This is a genomic window from Bradyrhizobium sp. sBnM-33 (assembly GCF_032917945.1).
Classification (GTDB): Bacteria; Pseudomonadota; Alphaproteobacteria; order Rhizobiales; family Xanthobacteraceae; genus Bradyrhizobium.
The window spans coordinates 5,932,491-5,949,047 of record NZ_CP136624.1; the positions used below are offsets into that span (position 1 = coordinate 5,932,491).

Annotated in this window: 18 protein-coding genes; 8 read left to right on the forward strand and 10 right to left on the reverse strand. The window is 62.1% G+C overall.

Annotated elements, in window-relative coordinates; all coding sequences use genetic code 11:
- Positions 1 to 5: 5 nt before the first annotated feature.
- Positions 6 to 794 (forward strand): carbonic anhydrase family protein, encoded by a 789-nt coding sequence (locus RX328_RS27895; RefSeq protein WP_317258516.1) that lies wholly within the window; start codon positions 6 to 8, stop codon positions 792 to 794.
- 270 nt (positions 795 to 1,064) lie between these two features.
- Positions 1,065 to 3,173, forward strand: a complete 2,109-nt coding sequence (locus RX328_RS27900) for a methyl-accepting chemotaxis protein (protein ID WP_213247682.1) — start codon at positions 1,065 to 1,067, stop codon at positions 3,171 to 3,173.
- A gap of 5 nt (positions 3,174 to 3,178) precedes the next feature.
- Here the strand turns inward: RX328_RS27900 and RX328_RS27905 are convergent, their stop codons facing one another.
- The 7 genes from RX328_RS27905 to RX328_RS27935 all read right to left on the reverse strand — a co-directional run bounded on the left by RX328_RS27905 (position 3,179) and on the right by RX328_RS27935 (position 11,838).
- Positions 3,179 to 3,790, reverse strand: coding sequence for a class I SAM-dependent methyltransferase (locus RX328_RS27905; protein ID WP_213247684.1), 612 nt, complete (start codon positions 3,788 to 3,790; stop codon positions 3,179 to 3,181).
- 91 nt (positions 3,791 to 3,881) lie between these two features.
- Entirely contained in the window at positions 3,882 to 5,207 is a 1,326-nt protein-coding gene (locus RX328_RS27910) for an FAD-dependent oxidoreductase (RefSeq protein WP_213247686.1), read from the reverse strand.
- Positions 5,208 to 5,637: 430 nt separating this feature from the next.
- Positions 5,638 to 6,342 carry a c-type cytochrome gene (locus tag RX328_RS27915; RefSeq protein ID WP_213247688.1) on the reverse strand — a complete coding sequence of 235 codons (705 nt, stop codon included), beginning with the start codon at positions 6,340 to 6,342 and terminating at the stop codon, positions 5,638 to 5,640.
- A 48-nt stretch (positions 6,343 to 6,390) separates the two neighbouring features.
- A complete protein-coding gene (locus RX328_RS27920) occupies positions 6,391 to 9,585 on the reverse strand; it encodes an efflux RND transporter permease subunit (RefSeq protein WP_213247690.1) in 3,195 nt (1,064 codons plus the stop codon).
- Positions 9,582 to 10,985, reverse strand: coding sequence for an efflux RND transporter periplasmic adaptor subunit (locus tag RX328_RS27925; RefSeq protein WP_213247692.1), 1,404 nt, complete (start codon positions 10,983 to 10,985; stop codon positions 9,582 to 9,584). Before RX328_RS27925 ends, RX328_RS27920 begins: the two co-directional genes overlap by 4 nt.
- The gene (locus tag RX328_RS27930; RefSeq protein WP_213247798.1) at positions 10,982 to 11,389 is read right to left on the reverse strand and encodes a FixH family protein; all 408 of its coding nucleotides are present in this window, start codon (positions 11,387 to 11,389) and stop codon (positions 10,982 to 10,984) included. The genes RX328_RS27925 and RX328_RS27930 overlap by 4 nt, the downstream gene beginning before the upstream one ends.
- Before the next feature lie 77 nt (positions 11,390 to 11,466).
- On the reverse strand, positions 11,467 to 11,838 hold the full coding sequence (locus tag RX328_RS27935) for a hypothetical protein (RefSeq protein ID WP_213247694.1): 372 nt from the start codon (positions 11,836 to 11,838) through the stop codon (positions 11,467 to 11,469).
- A gap of 216 nt (positions 11,839 to 12,054) precedes the next feature.
- Between RX328_RS27935 and RX328_RS27940 the strand changes: the two genes are divergently transcribed.
- Positions 12,055 to 12,459 carry a four-helix bundle copper-binding protein gene (locus tag RX328_RS27940; RefSeq protein WP_213247696.1) on the forward strand — a complete coding sequence of 135 codons (405 nt, stop codon included), beginning with the start codon at positions 12,055 to 12,057 and terminating at the stop codon, positions 12,457 to 12,459.
- Between the two features lie 21 nt (positions 12,460 to 12,480).
- On the opposite strand, the gene RX328_RS27945 is transcribed toward RX328_RS27940, so the two are convergent.
- The gene (locus RX328_RS27945; RefSeq protein ID WP_213247698.1) at positions 12,481 to 13,116 is read right to left on the reverse strand and encodes a class I SAM-dependent methyltransferase; all 636 of its coding nucleotides are present in this window, start codon (positions 13,114 to 13,116) and stop codon (positions 12,481 to 12,483) included.
- Between the two features lie 291 nt (positions 13,117 to 13,407).
- Here RX328_RS27945 and RX328_RS27950 point away from each other — a divergent pair, with 291 nt between their 5' ends.
- The 5 genes from RX328_RS27950 (at position 13,408) to RX328_RS27970 (ending at position 15,386) form a co-directional block, all read left to right on the forward strand.
- A complete protein-coding gene (locus RX328_RS27950; protein WP_213247700.1) occupies positions 13,408 to 13,731 on the forward strand; it encodes an ArsR/SmtB family transcription factor in 324 nt (107 codons plus the stop codon).
- A complete protein-coding gene (locus tag RX328_RS27955; RefSeq protein ID WP_213247702.1) occupies positions 13,728 to 14,159 on the forward strand; it encodes an SRPBCC domain-containing protein in 432 nt (143 codons plus the stop codon). Before RX328_RS27950 ends, RX328_RS27955 begins: the two co-directional genes overlap by 4 nt.
- A gap of 64 nt (positions 14,160 to 14,223) precedes the next feature.
- On the forward strand, positions 14,224 to 14,418 hold the full coding sequence (locus RX328_RS27960; protein WP_213247703.1) for a hypothetical protein: 195 nt from the start codon (positions 14,224 to 14,226) through the stop codon (positions 14,416 to 14,418).
- Positions 14,419 to 14,443: 25 nt separating this feature from the next.
- Positions 14,444 to 14,914: a DUF1801 domain-containing protein gene (locus RX328_RS27965; RefSeq protein ID WP_213247704.1), complete on the forward strand. Its 471-nt coding sequence runs from the start codon at positions 14,444 to 14,446 to the stop codon at positions 14,912 to 14,914.
- A 16-nt stretch (positions 14,915 to 14,930) separates the two neighbouring features.
- Complete coding sequence (locus RX328_RS27970; protein WP_213247705.1) at positions 14,931 to 15,386, forward strand: DUF1801 domain-containing protein; 456 nt, start codon at positions 14,931 to 14,933, stop codon at positions 15,384 to 15,386.
- 20 nt (positions 15,387 to 15,406) lie between these two features.
- On the opposite strand, the gene RX328_RS27975 is transcribed toward RX328_RS27970, so the two are convergent.
- Both RX328_RS27975 and RX328_RS27980 read right to left on the reverse strand, forming a co-directional pair.
- On the reverse strand, positions 15,407 to 15,622 hold the full coding sequence (locus RX328_RS27975; RefSeq protein ID WP_213247706.1) for a hypothetical protein: 216 nt from the start codon (positions 15,620 to 15,622) through the stop codon (positions 15,407 to 15,409).
- 200 nt (positions 15,623 to 15,822) lie between these two features.
- The gene (locus tag RX328_RS27980) at positions 15,823 to 16,557 is read right to left on the reverse strand and encodes a Crp/Fnr family transcriptional regulator (RefSeq protein ID WP_213247707.1); all 735 of its coding nucleotides are present in this window, start codon (positions 16,555 to 16,557) and stop codon (positions 15,823 to 15,825) included.

Below are 16,557 nucleotides of genomic sequence, written 5' to 3' on the forward strand. Positions count from 1 at the left end.
ACTTCGTGCTTCTTGACGATGCAATTCCTAATCGGGAGAGCGACATGCGTCAGAAATCCGGACATCTTGTCGATTGCAATTGCCTGGGCCGCAGAAATTTTCTCAAGGTGGCGGGCGGTGCGACGGCGATCGCAATGAGCGGAAGCAGCATCTTCCTTGCAGATCGGGCACATGCAGACGCTCTCACGAAGGAGCTGCGCGACAAGATGACACCCGAGCAAATTGTCCAGGCGATGAAGAACGGGAACAAGCGTTTTCGCATGGGCGAGAGGAAAGAGCGCAATTACCTTCGCGAGCAAAAAGCGAGCGCCAAGGGACAGTATCCCGCGGCCGTGTTGCTGACATGCATCGATTCACGCGCGCCGGCGGAGGTCATCATGGACCTTGGAATCGGTGACATTTTTAACTGTCGGGTTGCGGGTAACGTCAAAAATGCTGACATCCTCGGCAGCATGGAGTTCGCGTGCAAATTGGCTGGGGCCAAGGTGGTGCTCGTAATGGGCCACACGGCATGCGGCGCCATCAAAGGCGCAATCGACAATGCCGAGTTGGGCAATCTGACGGGATTGTTGGCCAAGATCAGACCCGCGATAGAGGCGACGGCCTATACAGGCGAGCGCTCGGCGAAGAACTACGGCTTCGTAGATGCTGTCGCGCGAAAGAACGTTGAGATGACCGTTGCCGATATCCGAAAGGACAGCTTCGTACTTGCGGAGCTCGAAGCAAAGGGCGGGATCAAGTTGACTGGCGCGATGTACAACCTTGAGACGGGCGCGGTGGAGTTCTTCGCTTGAGAGTTCCGGCAGCTAGCATTGAGATACGGGCCGTCTTGGATCGTGCGCAGCTGTGAAGTTATCCCGCGCTGCAGTTCGGCATTCCCGCCCCCGCGCCTGCAACTTTGAGTATGAGGCGCGTACGCACTGGTATCAGAAAATGTCGAAAAGGCTTTTGAAACAGAGCCTTGGTATTGCAACCCGGCGCGCCAGGATTAGCGGCTTGGTAACGGCCGGCTGGTAGTAACGGAGAGGCCATCATCAAGGGGCCGCCAGCCGGAAGGTATCCTCATGCATTCGAAGCGCGAGGCCCTTTCGGGCACGCTCACCGTCAAGACCACCCTCGCCGTCATCGTCGGGGTGCTCGCGGTGCTGCTCCTGATCTCCTGCGCCATTACGGGCGCAGATGCCTGGCGCAGCTACACGGCCGCCGTCCGCGTTGCCGAGGTGAATGCAAACGCCGATCACCTGCTCAAAGGATTGGAGAACATTCAGCTTGAACGTGGTCAGACCAATACGGCCCTGCAGGCGCCTGCCCCGGCAAATGCTCAGACCGGCGAAGTGATCCAGAAGCGCCGTTCGCAAGGCGATGCCGCGCTGGCCCCGGCGCTCCGGCAGATTGCCGCCACCGCGACGCCTGACGGCAAGAAGCTGATTGCCGAAGTCGAGCAGGCCTATGAACGCGTCAAGCAGCTCCGCCGCAGCGCCGATTCCGCCCTTCAGTCTGCGAAGGAGCAGCGCGATGCCGAATTGCTGAAGTCCTGGTACCCGACTGTTTCGGACTTCCTGACCCGGATTCAATCGCTCTGGACCATAGCCTCGCGCGAGATCAGCAGGGAAGACGCCATTGTCGGCGAGCTTACGATGATCAAGCAGAGCGCGTTTCTGATGCGCGAATATGCCGGCCGCGAGCGCGCCGTTCATGCCGGCAACATCTCGGCCGGCCGCGCGCTGTCGGCTGAGCAGCAGCGCGACATCGCCAATTGGCGCGGGCAGGTGCAGTCGAACTGGCAGACGATACGCGATCTAACCGCCGGTGCGGCGTCGCCGCTTGTCTCTGCCGTTGCCGCGGCCGAGCAAAACTTCCTCGGCAATTTCAAGATTCAAACCGATACGGTCTACAAGGCAGGCATCGCGGGCGCCGGCTATCCGATGACGGTCCAGCAATGGTACGACGCGTCGAACCCTGCGCTGGAATCCATCGTCCGGATCAAGGATGCCGCGGTCGAAGTCACCAACCTCCACGCGGCCGCCAAGGCTGCGGCGGCAAGAACTCAACTCATCCTCGTTGCCCTCGTCACGCTGCTCGGTATCGTTGTCGGCATGGGGTCGATCTGGGTGCTGTCCCGGCGCGTGATCCGCCCCTTGACCGCCATGACGGCCGCCATGCAGCGCCTTGCCGGCGGCGATCTGGCGATCGACGTTCCTGCGCTGGCGCGGGCTGATGAAGTTGGCGAGATGGCGCGATCGGTCGCGGTCTTCCGCGACAATGCCGTCAGGGCGAACGCACTGGCTGCCGAACAGCGAGCGGAACAACAGAAGAAAGAGCAACGTCAACAGGTGATGGAGACGTTGACTTCAGGTTTCGACCAGAGCGCCACCCGCGTGCTCGATGCCGTCGCGACATCGATCGTCGAAATGCGCGCCACCGCCGAAAGGATGGCAGCGGTCGCAACCGAAAATACCAACAAGGCCTCCGCCGTGGCGTCGGGCGCGCAGGAAACGTCGAGCAACGTGCAGACGGTGGCCACCGCCACGGAGGAACTGTCCGCTTCCGTCACCGAGATCAGCCGGCAGGTGAGCCAGTCTGCGGCGATCGCGGCAAAGGCCGTGCAGGAAGCGCACGGAACCAACACCGAGATTCAGGGCCTCGCAGCGATGGCGCAGCGGATCGGCGACATCGTCAAGCTGATCAACAACATCGCCTCGCAGACCAATCTGCTCGCGCTCAATGCCACCATCGAAGCGGCCCGTGCCGGCGACAGCGGCAGGGGTTTTGCCGTCGTCGCGGCCGAGGTGAAGAGCCTGGCCGAGCAAACTTCGAAGGCCACCGAGGAGATCGCCTCCCAGATTGCCGCGATCCAGGGAGCCACGCAGAAATCCGTCGTCTCGATCGAGGCGATCGGCAAGACCATCGGCGAAATCAGCGAGATCGCAACAACCATCGCCTCTGCCATCGAGCAACAGGGCGCGGCGACCCAGGAGATCGCGCGCAATGTGCAACAGGCTGCGGCCGGCACCCAGGAAGTGTCCGCCAATGTCGGCGGTGTCACCGAGGGTGCGGCAGCAACCGGCGCGGCGGCAAGCCAGGTCGAGGCCGCCGCCGGCAACCTGTCGCGGCAGTCGCAGCAATTGCGCGAGCAGGTTGACGCGTTTCTTGGCCAGGTGCGCGCGGCATAGCCTGGCTAGTTCGGCCGCGCGCTGCCTTCGTACATGAAGGTCATCGCCTTGGGTCCTGGCATATAGCCGGTCTCCACCCGATCGATCCTGAAACCCGCGGCTTCGATCATCGTGCTAATGGGTCGATTGAGGTGACAGCCGCCGCTGATGCATTTCCAGGCAGGCGTCAGCCAGTCCTGCCATCGTCTCACATTCCTGTCCGGCGCCATGCCGTGCTCCACGAACAAAAGCTTGCCGCCAGGGCGAAGCACGCGACGCATTTCGGTGAGCGCCATGGCGGCATCCGGAATGCTGCACAAGGTCCAGGTGGTCACAACGGTATCAACGCTGCGGTCATCGAGCGGAATGGCCTCCGCCGAAGCTTCGATGAAGTTGACCGGCGTACCCGGATGTAGAGCGTCGCGGGCCATTGCGATCAGCTTCGGGGCCGGCTCCAGCGCCAAGAGCTCCCTCACCGGCGGCCGATAGAACGGCAAGTTCCGGCCCGAACCGATCCCGATTTCGAGCACGCGACCTCCGGCCGCGCCGATCACCCGCTCGCGATACGGCCGAAGCTGCTTGTTTCGCATCGCGAGATCGCAAACCCTCGGCAGGATGACATCGTTGTAGAAGCCCATGGCTCCATTTCCTTCGGGCGCAACCTGTCACTTTTCGAGCCGAGCGGCAATGATGGTAACAAGTCCACTGCGGCCTCCCCCGCATTGCCTGTCATATCAGCGACATCACGCGCGCTGCGAGCGCTGGGTCGCGCAGCGCGGCCTGCGGCTTGAGCAGTTGCGAGACTTCCGCAGTCAGCCGATGCACCTCGGGATCCTCAGCGGCGAGCCTGGTCAAGGCTGCACCGTATTGCAGGCGCTGCGCGAGGTCGGCAGGCCGAACGCCGCGCGTAGCGGGGTAAACGAAGTCGGTAACGGCAACGCCCCACGGCGTCGCGATGGTGTCCTGGAGGGCAGCAAAGAAGTCGCGCGCCAGACGCTCGACCAGAACATCTTCCGCCAGCAAGCGGTCCAGGATCACGGCCTCCTGTGCTGCCACGCTCATGCCCTGGCCGAATACTGGATTGAAGCGGCAGAGGGCATCGCCTATCGCGAGCAGCCCCGCCGGGAAAGCCTCCAGGCGCTCGAAATGTCGTCGTGTGCTGCAAGGCAACTGGTAGCGGACGATATCGGTCACCGGTCGGGCGTCCCTGACCGCGTCATAGATAGTTGGGGTGCGCAGGCTCTTGACGAAGTCCATGAATGCCGCGCGGTCGCCCGGAGGCGCATCCCCATGATTGCCTCCGATGGAAAGCAGCCATTGCTGTTTCTCGATCGGAAACAGGAACGCTCCGCGGCTGCTGGCGGGTGCGGACGGCAGGACAATATTGCCCAGCCAGTCGGCATCGTGATCAATTGATCGCTCGACGATGGTGCTCGCATAGGCCTGATCAATGCCGATCTCGGTTTCTTCGGGCTTCTGCAAAGAAAGCTCTTCGAGCAGTTGCAGCGTCAGGCCGCAGCGGCCGGAGGCTTCAACAACCAGCTCGGCTTCCACCGTGACAGCAGGACCATCCTCGCTCTCATAGCGGACCGCCTCGAGCCGCATCGTATCGCGCGATGCGACAAGCTTGGTCGCGCGGGAACGCATGCAAATGCCGATATTCGGGGTTTCGAGAACGCGTCTTCGCGTAACGGCTTCGAGCAGTGGACGCGACATGCTGAAAATGTCGAAGCCGAGATCGCGGATCGGAAAAGGATCAAACCCGGGGCGCTCCCACCGGATATCCTTGCCGGTGCGGATCTTCACGGCGCCGGCTTCCGCCAGATCATTCTCAAATCCCGGAAACAAGGTCTGCAGGGCCTTCAGCCCGCCCGCGAGCAGCATATGGGCATGTTGGGCCTGCGGCGTTCCGCTTCGCGGCGCGGGCTCGGCGGGAAGCGCGTCCCGCTCGATGATCATGACTTTCCGGAAATGCCTGGAGATAGCCTGAGCAGCCGTAAGGCCGGCCATGCCGGCGCCAATAACTACGGCATGACTTCTTGCAAGATCTGGCATCTGTTCCTCCTGGGACGGAGTATGTCAAATGGGATCTAAAACGGATCGACGGACACATACGCCCCGCGCAAGTTGCCTTGGGGTAAACCAAGCTTATCTGATCTTTTTCTGGGCGATGGTGAAAGGCGTCACAAACTGGGGGTGGGAACCTACCTCGAGGAGGTCAGCCCAACCCGGTTGCAAACAGCGCCTAGATTACACTGGCTCTCGCTTGTCCGGGCTCCCCTTTCGTCACAGATACCTTTCCAAGCCCCGCCCCCTTCACCAGCGCGCAGATCGCCGGGATCACGATCAGCGCCAGCAGAGGCGCTTGCGCGCATCGCGAGATCGCAGGGCCTTGGCAGAATGAGACACTATAAAATCAAAGGCTACGATACACACCCGCAAGACCATGGTATGTGGAGGCCGTCGGCCGCCAATACGAGGCCTCTCAGCAGCGCGCTTCGATTATCTTGCTGATCTCTTCCGGTGCGGCAAAAATCACGTCTGCCCGGTCACCCATCATTCCAGCGGGCACGAGGGCTGGCGCGCCGCTGTGCGGACCATCTGTTCCGGAATCAGTTTTCAGGCGCAGATTGCGTTCCCAAAAGGCGCGGGTCTTGCCATCAGCCGTGGTCACTCGATAGGTGTCTCGACAGTAAGTGATCGTTTTCACTTGCGCGTTCGACTCCAGGTTTTTCAAATTGGGAACGCGGCCGCCGCCCATCATTCCGCCCATGCCTCCCATCTGGCCTTGAGCGCTCATATGCGGCGCGGCCCCCGGTTTTGTTGCTTCCTTCAGAAACGCGAGCAGGTCTGCGCGGTGCTGCGGGTCCTTGATGCCATTAAACGGCATTTCATTGTCCGGCACCATGCGATCGGGATCGGTTAGCCAGGCGTCCAGCGAACGGTCGTCCCAGATGATGCCGGACGATTTGAGAGCATCGGAATAGCGTTCGAAGCTCGGCAACGATCCGGCCTTCCGCTCCCACACACCGGCGAGGCTTGGCCCCGTCATGTGTCGGTCCGGCTCAAGCGAATGACATGGCGCGCACATGCGGAAATTCCGCTGACCTCGCGCGGCGTCGCCCGGCTCGGCAACGGCGGGAGACAACCACGCGAGCATCGAAAGCGCGATGACAAAGGGTCTGTTCATTGCCAACCTCCTCGTTTCCGCACCGGCCCCGAAAAATTCTCGTACCCCTCATTGGGCCGGCTCCAGAATCGGCCTCTTCCGCTGGCTGGGCGGCGACGCCGAATGCGGAGGCCCTGCCACGGAATCATCATCGGTCTTCAACCCAACGCCCTTCACGAGTCCGAAGACCGCCGGGATCACGATCAGCGTCAGCAGCGTGGACGAGATCATGCCGCCAATCATCGGCACTGCGATACGCTGCATGATCTCCGAGCCGGTGCCGCTGCTCCACATGATCGGCAGCAGCCCGGCCATGATGGCTACCACCGTCATCATTTTCGGCCGCACGCGCTCCACGGCGCCTTCCATGATGGCGTCGTAGAGATCGCGCTTCGTCAGCGGCCGGTTTTCAGCGTCGCGGCGGGTCCTGATTTCGGCGAGCGCCTGGTTCAGGTAGATCAGCATTACAACGCCGGTCTCCGCGGCAACGCCGGCGAGCGCGATGAAGCCGACCGCGACCGCCACCGAAAGGTTGAAGCCGAGCCACCACATCAGCCAGAACCCGCCGACCAGCGCAAACGGCAGCGACAACATCACGATCAGCGTCTCGGTGATGGACCGGAAATTGAGATACAACAGCAGGAAGATGATTAGCAGCGTTGCGGGAACGACGATTTTGAGCCTTGCGGTGGCGCGCTCGAGGTACTCGTACTGGCCGCTCCACATCACATAGTAGCCCGGAGGAAACTGGATGCTGGCTTGCACGGCGCGCTGCGCCTCTGCGACGTAGCCGCCGAGATCGCGGTCGCGGATGTCGACGTAGATATAGGTCGCCAACTGGCCATTCTCGGTGCGGATCGATGACGGTCCCCTCGCCGGCGCGACCTTTGCGACTTCGCCGAGCGGGACGGCGCCGCCGGCCGGCATCGGCACCAGCACGTCGCTTGCAATCGCCTTCGGATTGTCGCGCAGATCCCGCGGGTAGCGCATGTTGACGGAGAAGCGCTGGCGGCCCTCGACTGTCGTCGTGACCGTCTGTCCGCCAAGCGCAGTAGCGATGGTGTCCTGGACATCCTGAACCATGATGCCGTACCGCGCCATCGCTTCGCGGTCCGGCGTGATCTCCAAATAGTAGCCGCCGATGCCACGCTCGGCGTAGGCGGACGAGGTGCCGGGCACCGCTTTCAGGACCTGCTCGATCTGTTTCGCGAGCTTGTCGATCTCGACCAGATCGGTGCCGATCACCTTGACGCCGATCGGGGTGCGGATGCCGGTCGACAGCATGTCGATGCGGGCTTTGATCGGCATGGTCCAGGCGTTGGAGACGCCAGGAAACTGCAGGGCCTTGTCCATTTCCGCGATCAGGCTGTCGATCGTTACGCCCGCCCGCCACTCCTGCTTCGGCTTGAGATTGACGACGGTCTCGTACATTTCCGATGGCGCCGGATCGGTTGCGGTCGCGGCGCGGCCTGCCTTGCCGTAGACGGACTCGACTTCCGGAAACGACCGGATGATCCGATCCTGGGTCTGCATCAGTTCAGCGGATTTGGTGATCGAGATGCCCGGCAATGTCGTCGGCATGTAGAGCAGCGTGCCCTCGTTCAGGTTCGGCATGAACTCGGTACCGAGCTGACGGGCCGGCCAGACGCTCACGGCCAGAATCGCGAGTGCGAGCAGGACGACCAACATTTTGGCGCGCAACACACCGTTGATAACAGGACGGTAGATCCAGATCAGGAAACGGTTGATCGGGTTCCTGTGCTCGGGAATGATTCTGCCGCGGATGAAGATCACCATCAGCGCCGGCACCAGCGTCACCGAAAGCAGCGCGGCGGCGGCCATCGCGAATGTCTTGGTGAACGCCAGCGGGCTGAACAGCCGCCCCTCCTGCTGCTCCAGCGTGAAGATCGGCATGAACGACACGGTGATGATCAAGAGGCTGAAGAACAGCGCCGGACCGACCTGCACGGCCGCCTCGATCAGGATGGCCACCCGGGACTTTCCGGGCTCCGCTCGTTCGAGGTGCTTGTGGGCATTCTCGATCATGACGATTGCTGCATCCACCATGGCGCCGATCGCGATCGCAATGCCGCCAAGGCTCATGATGTTGGAGCCGAGCCCCAGCAGCTTCATGGCGCCGAACGCCATCAATATGCCGACCGGCAGCATCAGAATCGCAACCAGCGCACTGCGGACGTGCAGCAGGAACACGATGCAGACCAGCGCAACGACGACACTTTCCTCGAACAGCGTGTGCTTGAGCGTGTCGATGGCCGCGTAGATCAGGTTCGAGCGGTCGTAAACCGGCACGATCTCGACCGATTTCGGCAGGCTACTGGCGATCTCCTGGAAACGCTTCTTGACGTTCTGGATCACATCGAGCGCGTTGACGCCGAAGCGCTGCAGCACGATGCCGCTTGCGACCTCGCCCTCCCCGTTCAGTTCGGTGATGCCGCGCCGCTCGTCGGGGCCGAGCTCCACCCGGGCCACGTCGCGAAGGAGCACCGGCGTGCCATTGCTCACCTTCAGCACGACATTGCCGAGGTCGTTGATGCTCTTCAGGTAGCCCTTGCCACGGATGACGTATTCGAATTCGGACAGTTCGACAGTGCGGCCGCCGACATCGGCATTGCTGGCGCGGATCGCCTCGCGCATCTTCTGCATGGTGATGCCGCGGTCGCGCATGCGCTGCGGATCGAGGATCACATTGTACTGCTTGACGAAGCCGCCGACGCTCGCCACTTCGGCGACACCTTCGGCCTTGGCGAGCGCGAACTTCAGATTCCAGTCCTGGATCGTGCGCGTGTCGGAAAGGTTCAGCTCCTTCGACACGATAGCATATTGGTAAACCCAGCCGACGCCGGTCGCATCCGGGCCGATGGTCGGCGTCACGCCGGCGGGAATGCGTGAGATCGCGGCGTTCAGGAATTCGAGCACCCGCGAGCGCGCCCAATAAATGTCCGTGCCGTCTTCGAAAATGACATAGACGAACGACACGCCGAAGAACGAGAAGCCGCGAACGACTTTCGACTTCGGTACCGTTAGCATCGCGGTCGTCAGTGGATAGGTGACCTGGTCCTCAATGACCTGCGGCGCCTGACCGGGGTACTCCGTGTAAACGATGACTTGCGTGTCAGAGAGGTCGGGGATGGCGTCCAACGGCAGATGGACGAGCGCATAGAGGCCGGCCGCGGCAGCGAAGCCGGTGCCGAACAGCACCAGCAGGAGGTTACGAGCCGACCAAGCAATCAAGCGGGCAATCATGGCTGAGCTCCCTCGGCAAAGCCCTTGAGTGCCGCCTTCAGGTTGCTTTCCGCATCGATGAGAAAATTGGCCGCAACCACAACCCGCTCGCCGTCTTTCAGCCCGCTGCGGATTTCGACCAGTCCGTCTCCCCGACGGCCGATCTTGACGTCGCGGGGTTCGAATCGTCCCACGCCCTTGTCGACCAGAACGACCTGGCGCGCTCCCGTATCGAGCACCGAGCTGTCGGGAACGGCCAAAACAGGCTCCGCGCCGCCAATCTCGACGTCCGCGTCCACATACATGTCCGGCAGCAATGCGAGGTCGGGATTTGCGAGTTCGATCCGAACGCGGGCTGTCCGTGTCTCGCGGTTGACCTGGGGATAGATGACCGAGATCTTTCCGGAGAAGTCCCGCCCCGGGAAGCTGCGCGCGCGCACGGTTACGCCTTGCCCGACCGCAAGCGAGCCGAGATCGCGCTCGGCTATGTCAATTATCGCCCAGACCACCGAGGTATCCGCGACGCGGAAGAGCACATCGCCCGGTTGAGCTCGCATACCCTCGACGGCGTTGCGTTCCAGCACGATGCCGTCCCGTGGGGCCGACCAGGCGACAGTCACCGGGACGACCTTCGTTCTCTCGACCTCGCTGATTACCGCTTCGGGCACATCAAGGTTCATCAACCGCTGCCGTGAACCGCGTCCGTAGGACGGTTCGCCCGCCGTAGTCCTGGACGTCAATGTCGTCACATACTCCGCGGCCGCGCTGGAAACTGCCGGACTGTAGACCTGCATCAACGGCTGGCCCTTCTTGACAAAAGTGCCAGTCGTGACATCGGCAACTGATTGCAGGTAGGTTTCCGCGCGCATCGCGATAACTGAGACTCGACGCTCGTCGAGTTGGATCGTGCCTGGCGCACGCACGACCGTCCGGATCGGGCGGGCGGCGGCCGGCTCCGATTTGACGCCGGTGCGCTGAATCTTTCCCGGCGAGACCTTGACCGATCCGTCGTCGCTGTCCTCGCCCTCATAGACAGGGATGTAGTCCATCCCCATCGAATCCTTCTTGGGCGTCGGCGAAACGTCCGGCAGGCCCATCGGATTGCGGTAGTACTTGATTTTTCGGTCGGCCGGCGGAGCCGCCGCGCTTTCCTGCGGCGGATCGTCAAAACTGATGTCGGCGCCCGGCGGGACGGCGCGGTAGTCGCGGCCATCAGGCGTCTTTTTCGGCGTCAGCGAATAGAACGGCTTGCTGTCGGGGTCCTGATAGTAGATTGCAGCAGAAGCCGGTTCGGCCCGTGCCACGATGTGGGCGTGCTTGGTCTCTCCACCCGACATGATGAATGGACGCGCGACAATTCCGGCCACCGCCGCCGCCCCAATGGCGGCAGTTACGATGGCGATCACGACCGACCGTTTCATTTGTCGGCCTGAATAATGAGTTTGTTTTCGACCGTCCCGGTTTCACCCTGCACCTTGGCGCCGAGCGACAATTGCCAGCGGCCGGCCATGCTGAAATTTGCCTTGAACCGGTAGGTGCCGGGCTCCGATGCCGGTAGCGGGGTGAGTTTGGTCACCATCTCCTGCATGCCGTCGGGCGCCATATCGAGCCGCGTGGCGAAGATGACTGCGTCCGGTATGGCTTTGCCGGTCGTCTTATCGATGAGCTTCACGGCGATGGTCTGGTCGGGGCCGGTCTTCACGGCCGGCTCGACGAGCTTGAACTCGTAGTTCTTGATATCGGCGAGTGCGACGGTCTCGGCGCATGTCAGGGCAGCGCCGGTCAGCACAACCCGCAGGCCGCGCGAAAACTGAATAGCCTTCATCATGGTGTCCTCGATTTACTGGTCAGCCGCCATGGCGGCATGGCGCGGACGCCACAAGGCGCCGCGGGACTCCGGCGTTACGCCGAAAGGACCAGGGACCGGGGAGGTTTTGGCAGAGGTGAGTACCCGAGGCTTTCCACTTCCGGATCGCTGCCGGGCAGCAGCGTGCGAAGGGTCACGGGCTGGATTTCGGCAATGCCGGCCGGCAGCGGCGCCTGCAACGTCGATACGCAAAGCGCCATCAACGGGCACTGGTCGCAATCGACTGGCGCGGATTTCTCCGGGCAACACGGCATGTCGTCCGACATGGCGGCTGCATCATCGGACATCGCCGCCATGGCCATTGGTGCCATGGCGCCCCTATTCGCCCGCGCCGTGAGCGGGGCGAGAACGAGGCCGACGATCACAAAAATCGCCAGCAGCCGGCAAAGGTGAATCGAGTATTTCACGGGTCCAGTCTCGCACAGCCGGGCCCCTGATGGGAAGCGGAGTTCCATCACGAAACCGCGGGTTTGCTTAACATATGCCGGCGGACGAAGACCGCATTGAATCAACCCCCGCGACCCCGAATTCATTCTAGCGGGCAGCCCAGAACATTTTTCAACGCTGCGACTTGAGCTAGCGACCGCCCCCGGCGGTGGTCTTCCTCAGCAAGGAGCCCAGCCATGTACGCCCGCGAAATGATTGGCACCCACCCGGCCGTCCAGGGCCAGATCAGCGACGCCGTGATCCGTTGCATCGAGGAGTGCTACTCCTGCGCCCAGACCTGCACCTCCTGCGCCGACGCCTGCTTGTCGGAGCGCATGGTACAGGAGCTGACCCAGTGCATCCGGCTTGACCTGGATTGCGCCGATATCTGCAACATCACCGGACGCATCATGACCCGCAGGACGGGTTTCGATGACGAGGTGATGCGCCGCATGCTCAGCGTCTGCGCCGCCGCCTGCCGGCTTTGCGCGGAGGAATGCCAGAGGCACGCAGCCATGCACGAACATTGCCGCATCTGTGCAGAAAGCTGCCGCCGCTGCATGGAAGCTTGCCAGGAGGTCTCACGCAGCATGGCGCATTAGCACGGCGAGTGCGGGTCCAGATCAGGCCTCGCGCCGGAACACGCTGAACTGAAAAGCCTGCCGGGAATCCCACGGCGTCGCGTGCTCGTGCCCCTGCGCGTGGATCAGCTTGAACGCCGCGCCGAGCGTCCGTCCGAGACTCTGGCTATCGTAGCGCGCGACCGGCAGGCCGCTGCACTTTTCAGGGCCGTCGGGCGCGAAGGTGGCGATGATGGCATGCCCGCCGATCTCCAGGCCCCGCTTGAGGCGCGCAATGTAGGCGGCGCGATCGCCTGGGTCGGTGAGAAAGTGAAACGCCGCCCGATCGTGCCAGACGTCGTAGGGCTTGACCGGCTCCCAGGTCGTCGCGTCCGCGACGATCCAGCCAACTCGCTCGGCGCTGGTGCCAAAGCGGCTCTTGAGGCGGCTCTTGGCAGCGGCCAACGCCGCGGCGGACAGATCGAGCACGGTGACATCCTCAAATCCCTGCTCGACGAGACTGTCGACCAGCCGCGAGGCCCCGCCACCGATGTCGATGATGGCCGACTTGCTCGTAGCCCCTGCCTGCACGATCAAGTCGAGCGAAGGAGCCGGGCTTTGCTGAAACCAGCTAACCTCGTTCTCGCCCTTTGTCGTGTAGACGTTCTCCCAATGGGCCTGCCGGCTGGCGTCTCCCATAGGACCCTCCCCTCGCTGTATATGAGCTGAATATGTGGTCATCGCTTTCGTCCTCGACAACGAGCGACCATGCCGTGGGCGCTCGCACCCGCAGCTCTGCTTCGCAACGAAGGGGCACCCGGCCAGCGATAATGCATAACCTGCACAGCATGCGTTCAGCGGTAGCTTACTGTCGTCGAATTGCATTGTTTGCGGCGCGGAAGATCGCCCACGCCGCTCTGCATTCCCGCTTGACTAACACATATCCCGGCGGTTATGTATCATCAATAACTAACGGGTTATCGATTTCGAATGCCCAACGCTCATGATGTGCTGTTTCGAACACTCGCCGACCCGAGCCGTCGGGCGATCTTCGAGCGGCTGTGCCGTGAAGGAGAGCAGACGGTCGGGGCGCTGACGGCCCGGGCCGGGATCTCGCAACCGGCCGTCTCGAAGCATCTTGGCGTTCTGAAACAGGCGGGGCTGGTGCGTGACCGCCACGAAGGCCGCCAGACGCATTATAGCGCGCAGCTCGGCGCTCTCGCCCCGCTGATCGACTGGGCGAGCCAGATGCACGGCTTCTGGCAGAACCGGTTCGATAACCTCGAAGACCTGCTCAAACGGATGGACCAATGACAAATACCGCCCCCGAAACGCGCACCGTCGTCGTCGAACGCGAAATGTCGCATCCGCCGGAAAAGCTCTGGCGCGCGCTCACGCAACCCCCCTTGATGGAGGAGTGGCTGATGAAGAACGACTTCAAGCCCGTCGTGGGTCACCATTTCAATCTTCGCGGCGATTGGGGTGGCGTGCTGGACTGCGAGGTCCTTGCCATCGAGCCGAACAAGGCGCTGTCGTACACTTGGAATTTCAAGCACGACGATGCGGCCTTCAATCTAGAAAGTGTCGTGACTTTCACGCTGACGCCAACGCCCACAGGCACCCTCCTGCGCATGGAGCAGACCGGTTTCCGGCCGGATCAGAAGCAGGCCTATGGCGGCGCCCACGCTGGATGGCAGCAATTCTTCGCCAAGCTGGAAGAGCTCGTGGCGCGGACGGATTGAGCCGCCGCGTTACGCTCCGGCTCGTCTGCAAAGTCTGCAAAAGGAGGTCTCATTTAACTGGAACATGTGGATTCGGCAGATTCACCGCTGGCTGTCGATTGCCTTCATCGTGACCGTCGTCGCCAATTTCATTGCCATGGGACTGGGGGAGCCTTCCCCGTGGGTGGTATACTCCCCATTGCCGCCGCTCTTTTTACTGATGTTTACCGGCCTGTACATGTTCGTGCTGCCCTACGCCACCAAATGGCGCAGTGGCTGACGTACCGGCGACAGGAGCGAACACAATGGCGCAAACGACGTCGAGAAGGCCGGCGAAGATCGCAAAGAAGGCCGCCGCCAAGCAGGCTACCGCAAAGCCCGTCCTGCTCTCAGGCGGCAATCCTCAGATCGCAAAGGGGGACGGCGACGCTCCCGTGCAGGCCTATATCGCGGCCATGCCGGGTTGGAAACGCGACGTAGGGCGCCTCCTCGACGCGCTCATCGTACGCACCGTCCCCGACGTGCACAAGGCGGTCAAATGGAATTCGCCCTTTTATGGCGTCGAGGACCAGGGCGGCTGGTTCCTCAGCTTTCATTGCTTCACGAAGTACGTCAAAGTGACTTTCTTCCGCGGCACATCGCTGCGCCCGCTCCCGCCCGGCGAGTCCAAGCACAAGGAAGTGCGCTATCTCGACATCCATGAGGACGACCTTAATGAAGCCCAACTCGCCGCTTGGATAAGGCAAGCCAGCCAATTGCCCGGCGAACGATTGTAAGCGAATGACAACAGCCATGAAGAAAGCAACAGTGAAGAAGAGCGGCGCAAGCGAAAGAAAAGGCGGAAGCTCTCCTTCTCAGCACATCGATACACGAATCAAGGAATTGGGCGATTGGCGCGGCGAGATGCTCGCGCGCATCCGAAGCATCATCAAGCAGGCCGACCCCGAAGTGGCCGAGGAGTGGAAGTGGCGCGGGGTTCCGGTGTGGGAGCACGACGGCATCATCTGTACCGGAGAGACCTACAAGGCGGTCGTGAAGATGACCTTCGCCAAGGGCGCCTCGCTGGAGGACCCGTCAGGCCTCTTCAACTCCAGCTTGGAGGGCACTAGGCGCGCCATCGACTTTCGCGAGGGCGACAAGATCGACGAAAAGGCGTTGAAAGCGCTCATTCGCGAGGCCGTGGCGCTGAACACGTCGAAACGAGCAGCCGCTCGTCCCGCCGGTGCTCGGAAATCAAAGAGCGCTTGAGCAGACGAAGGCGCTCGCTCCTACCGGGGAAGAAGCTGCAGTTCCAGCAATGCGAGCCGTTGCAGGACAACCGGGTCACGCTCTCCGCTGTGAGCGGCGCGCAGGATCGCTTCCGCGATGAATTGAACGTGGTGGGAATGGACGGGCTCAGGAAGTGTAGCGACGGCGGCATCAAGCGCCTGCTCCATCACCGAGATCACCTCGGGCGGGAACGACGCGTTTGCAAAATCCTTCATGGCGGCTGCTAAAAGGAAGCGGTTGCCAATGCGCCGCGCAACCGGCGCGGCATCGGCAGCCGCTCGAGTTCATGTGTCTATCCCTGACACAAATTGCATAATTTTCCCGAACTTGAATCGTTCCAATGACGTGAGCAAAATCGCTGCGTCCGATCGACCCAAGCGCGGCTGAACCGCCGGACGCCGTACGATCTGACGCTTCAGGCGGCCGGGTCCTGGTGCAGGTAACGGTCGTCGAACTGTGCCAATTCCGCGAGCCTTGTTTCCTCGAGCACGCGCACTTGCCCCCGGCTGACGTCGAGGATCCTATCCTCGCGCAGTTGCCTGATGATGCGGTTCGCATGCACCGGCGTGATGCCCAGCGCCTCGCCGATCTGCTCCTGGGTAAGCGGGAATTCGAACGTGGCAGGCTGCGCGCCTCCCCTGATTGCGAGGAGACGCTCGCGAAGTTCAAGCACGATATGGGCAAGCCGGGCTGGCGCCGGCCGCTGTCCGACATTGACGATCCACTCCCGAAATATCGCGGCATCGATCAAGGTGTCGCGCCAGAGCGCATCAGCAACGTTCGGTCTCGTATGCGTCAGGGTTAGCAGCGAAGCATGGCTGATGAACCCGAGCGTCGAGGGTACCAGCGTGGAGAGATCGTGATCCATCCTGTGCAGGTGCAAGCTCTGAAGGTCGGGAATCTCGCCGGGGATGTGAATCGAGAGAATCTGCCGCTGGCCGGCCTCCGTCGTTTTGGAGCGAATACAAAAGCCTTCGATGATCAGGCAGCATTCCGACGGACGTTCGCCGTCGGATACGATGGCTCTTCCGCCTTCCCAGTGGCGAACGGCAATCGGAAGCGAACGGATCGCAGCAATATCAGCCGGATCGAGTTTCGAGACGGTATCGAGCCGCCGCAACAAGCTTGCCAACACCGAATCCCGATCCAC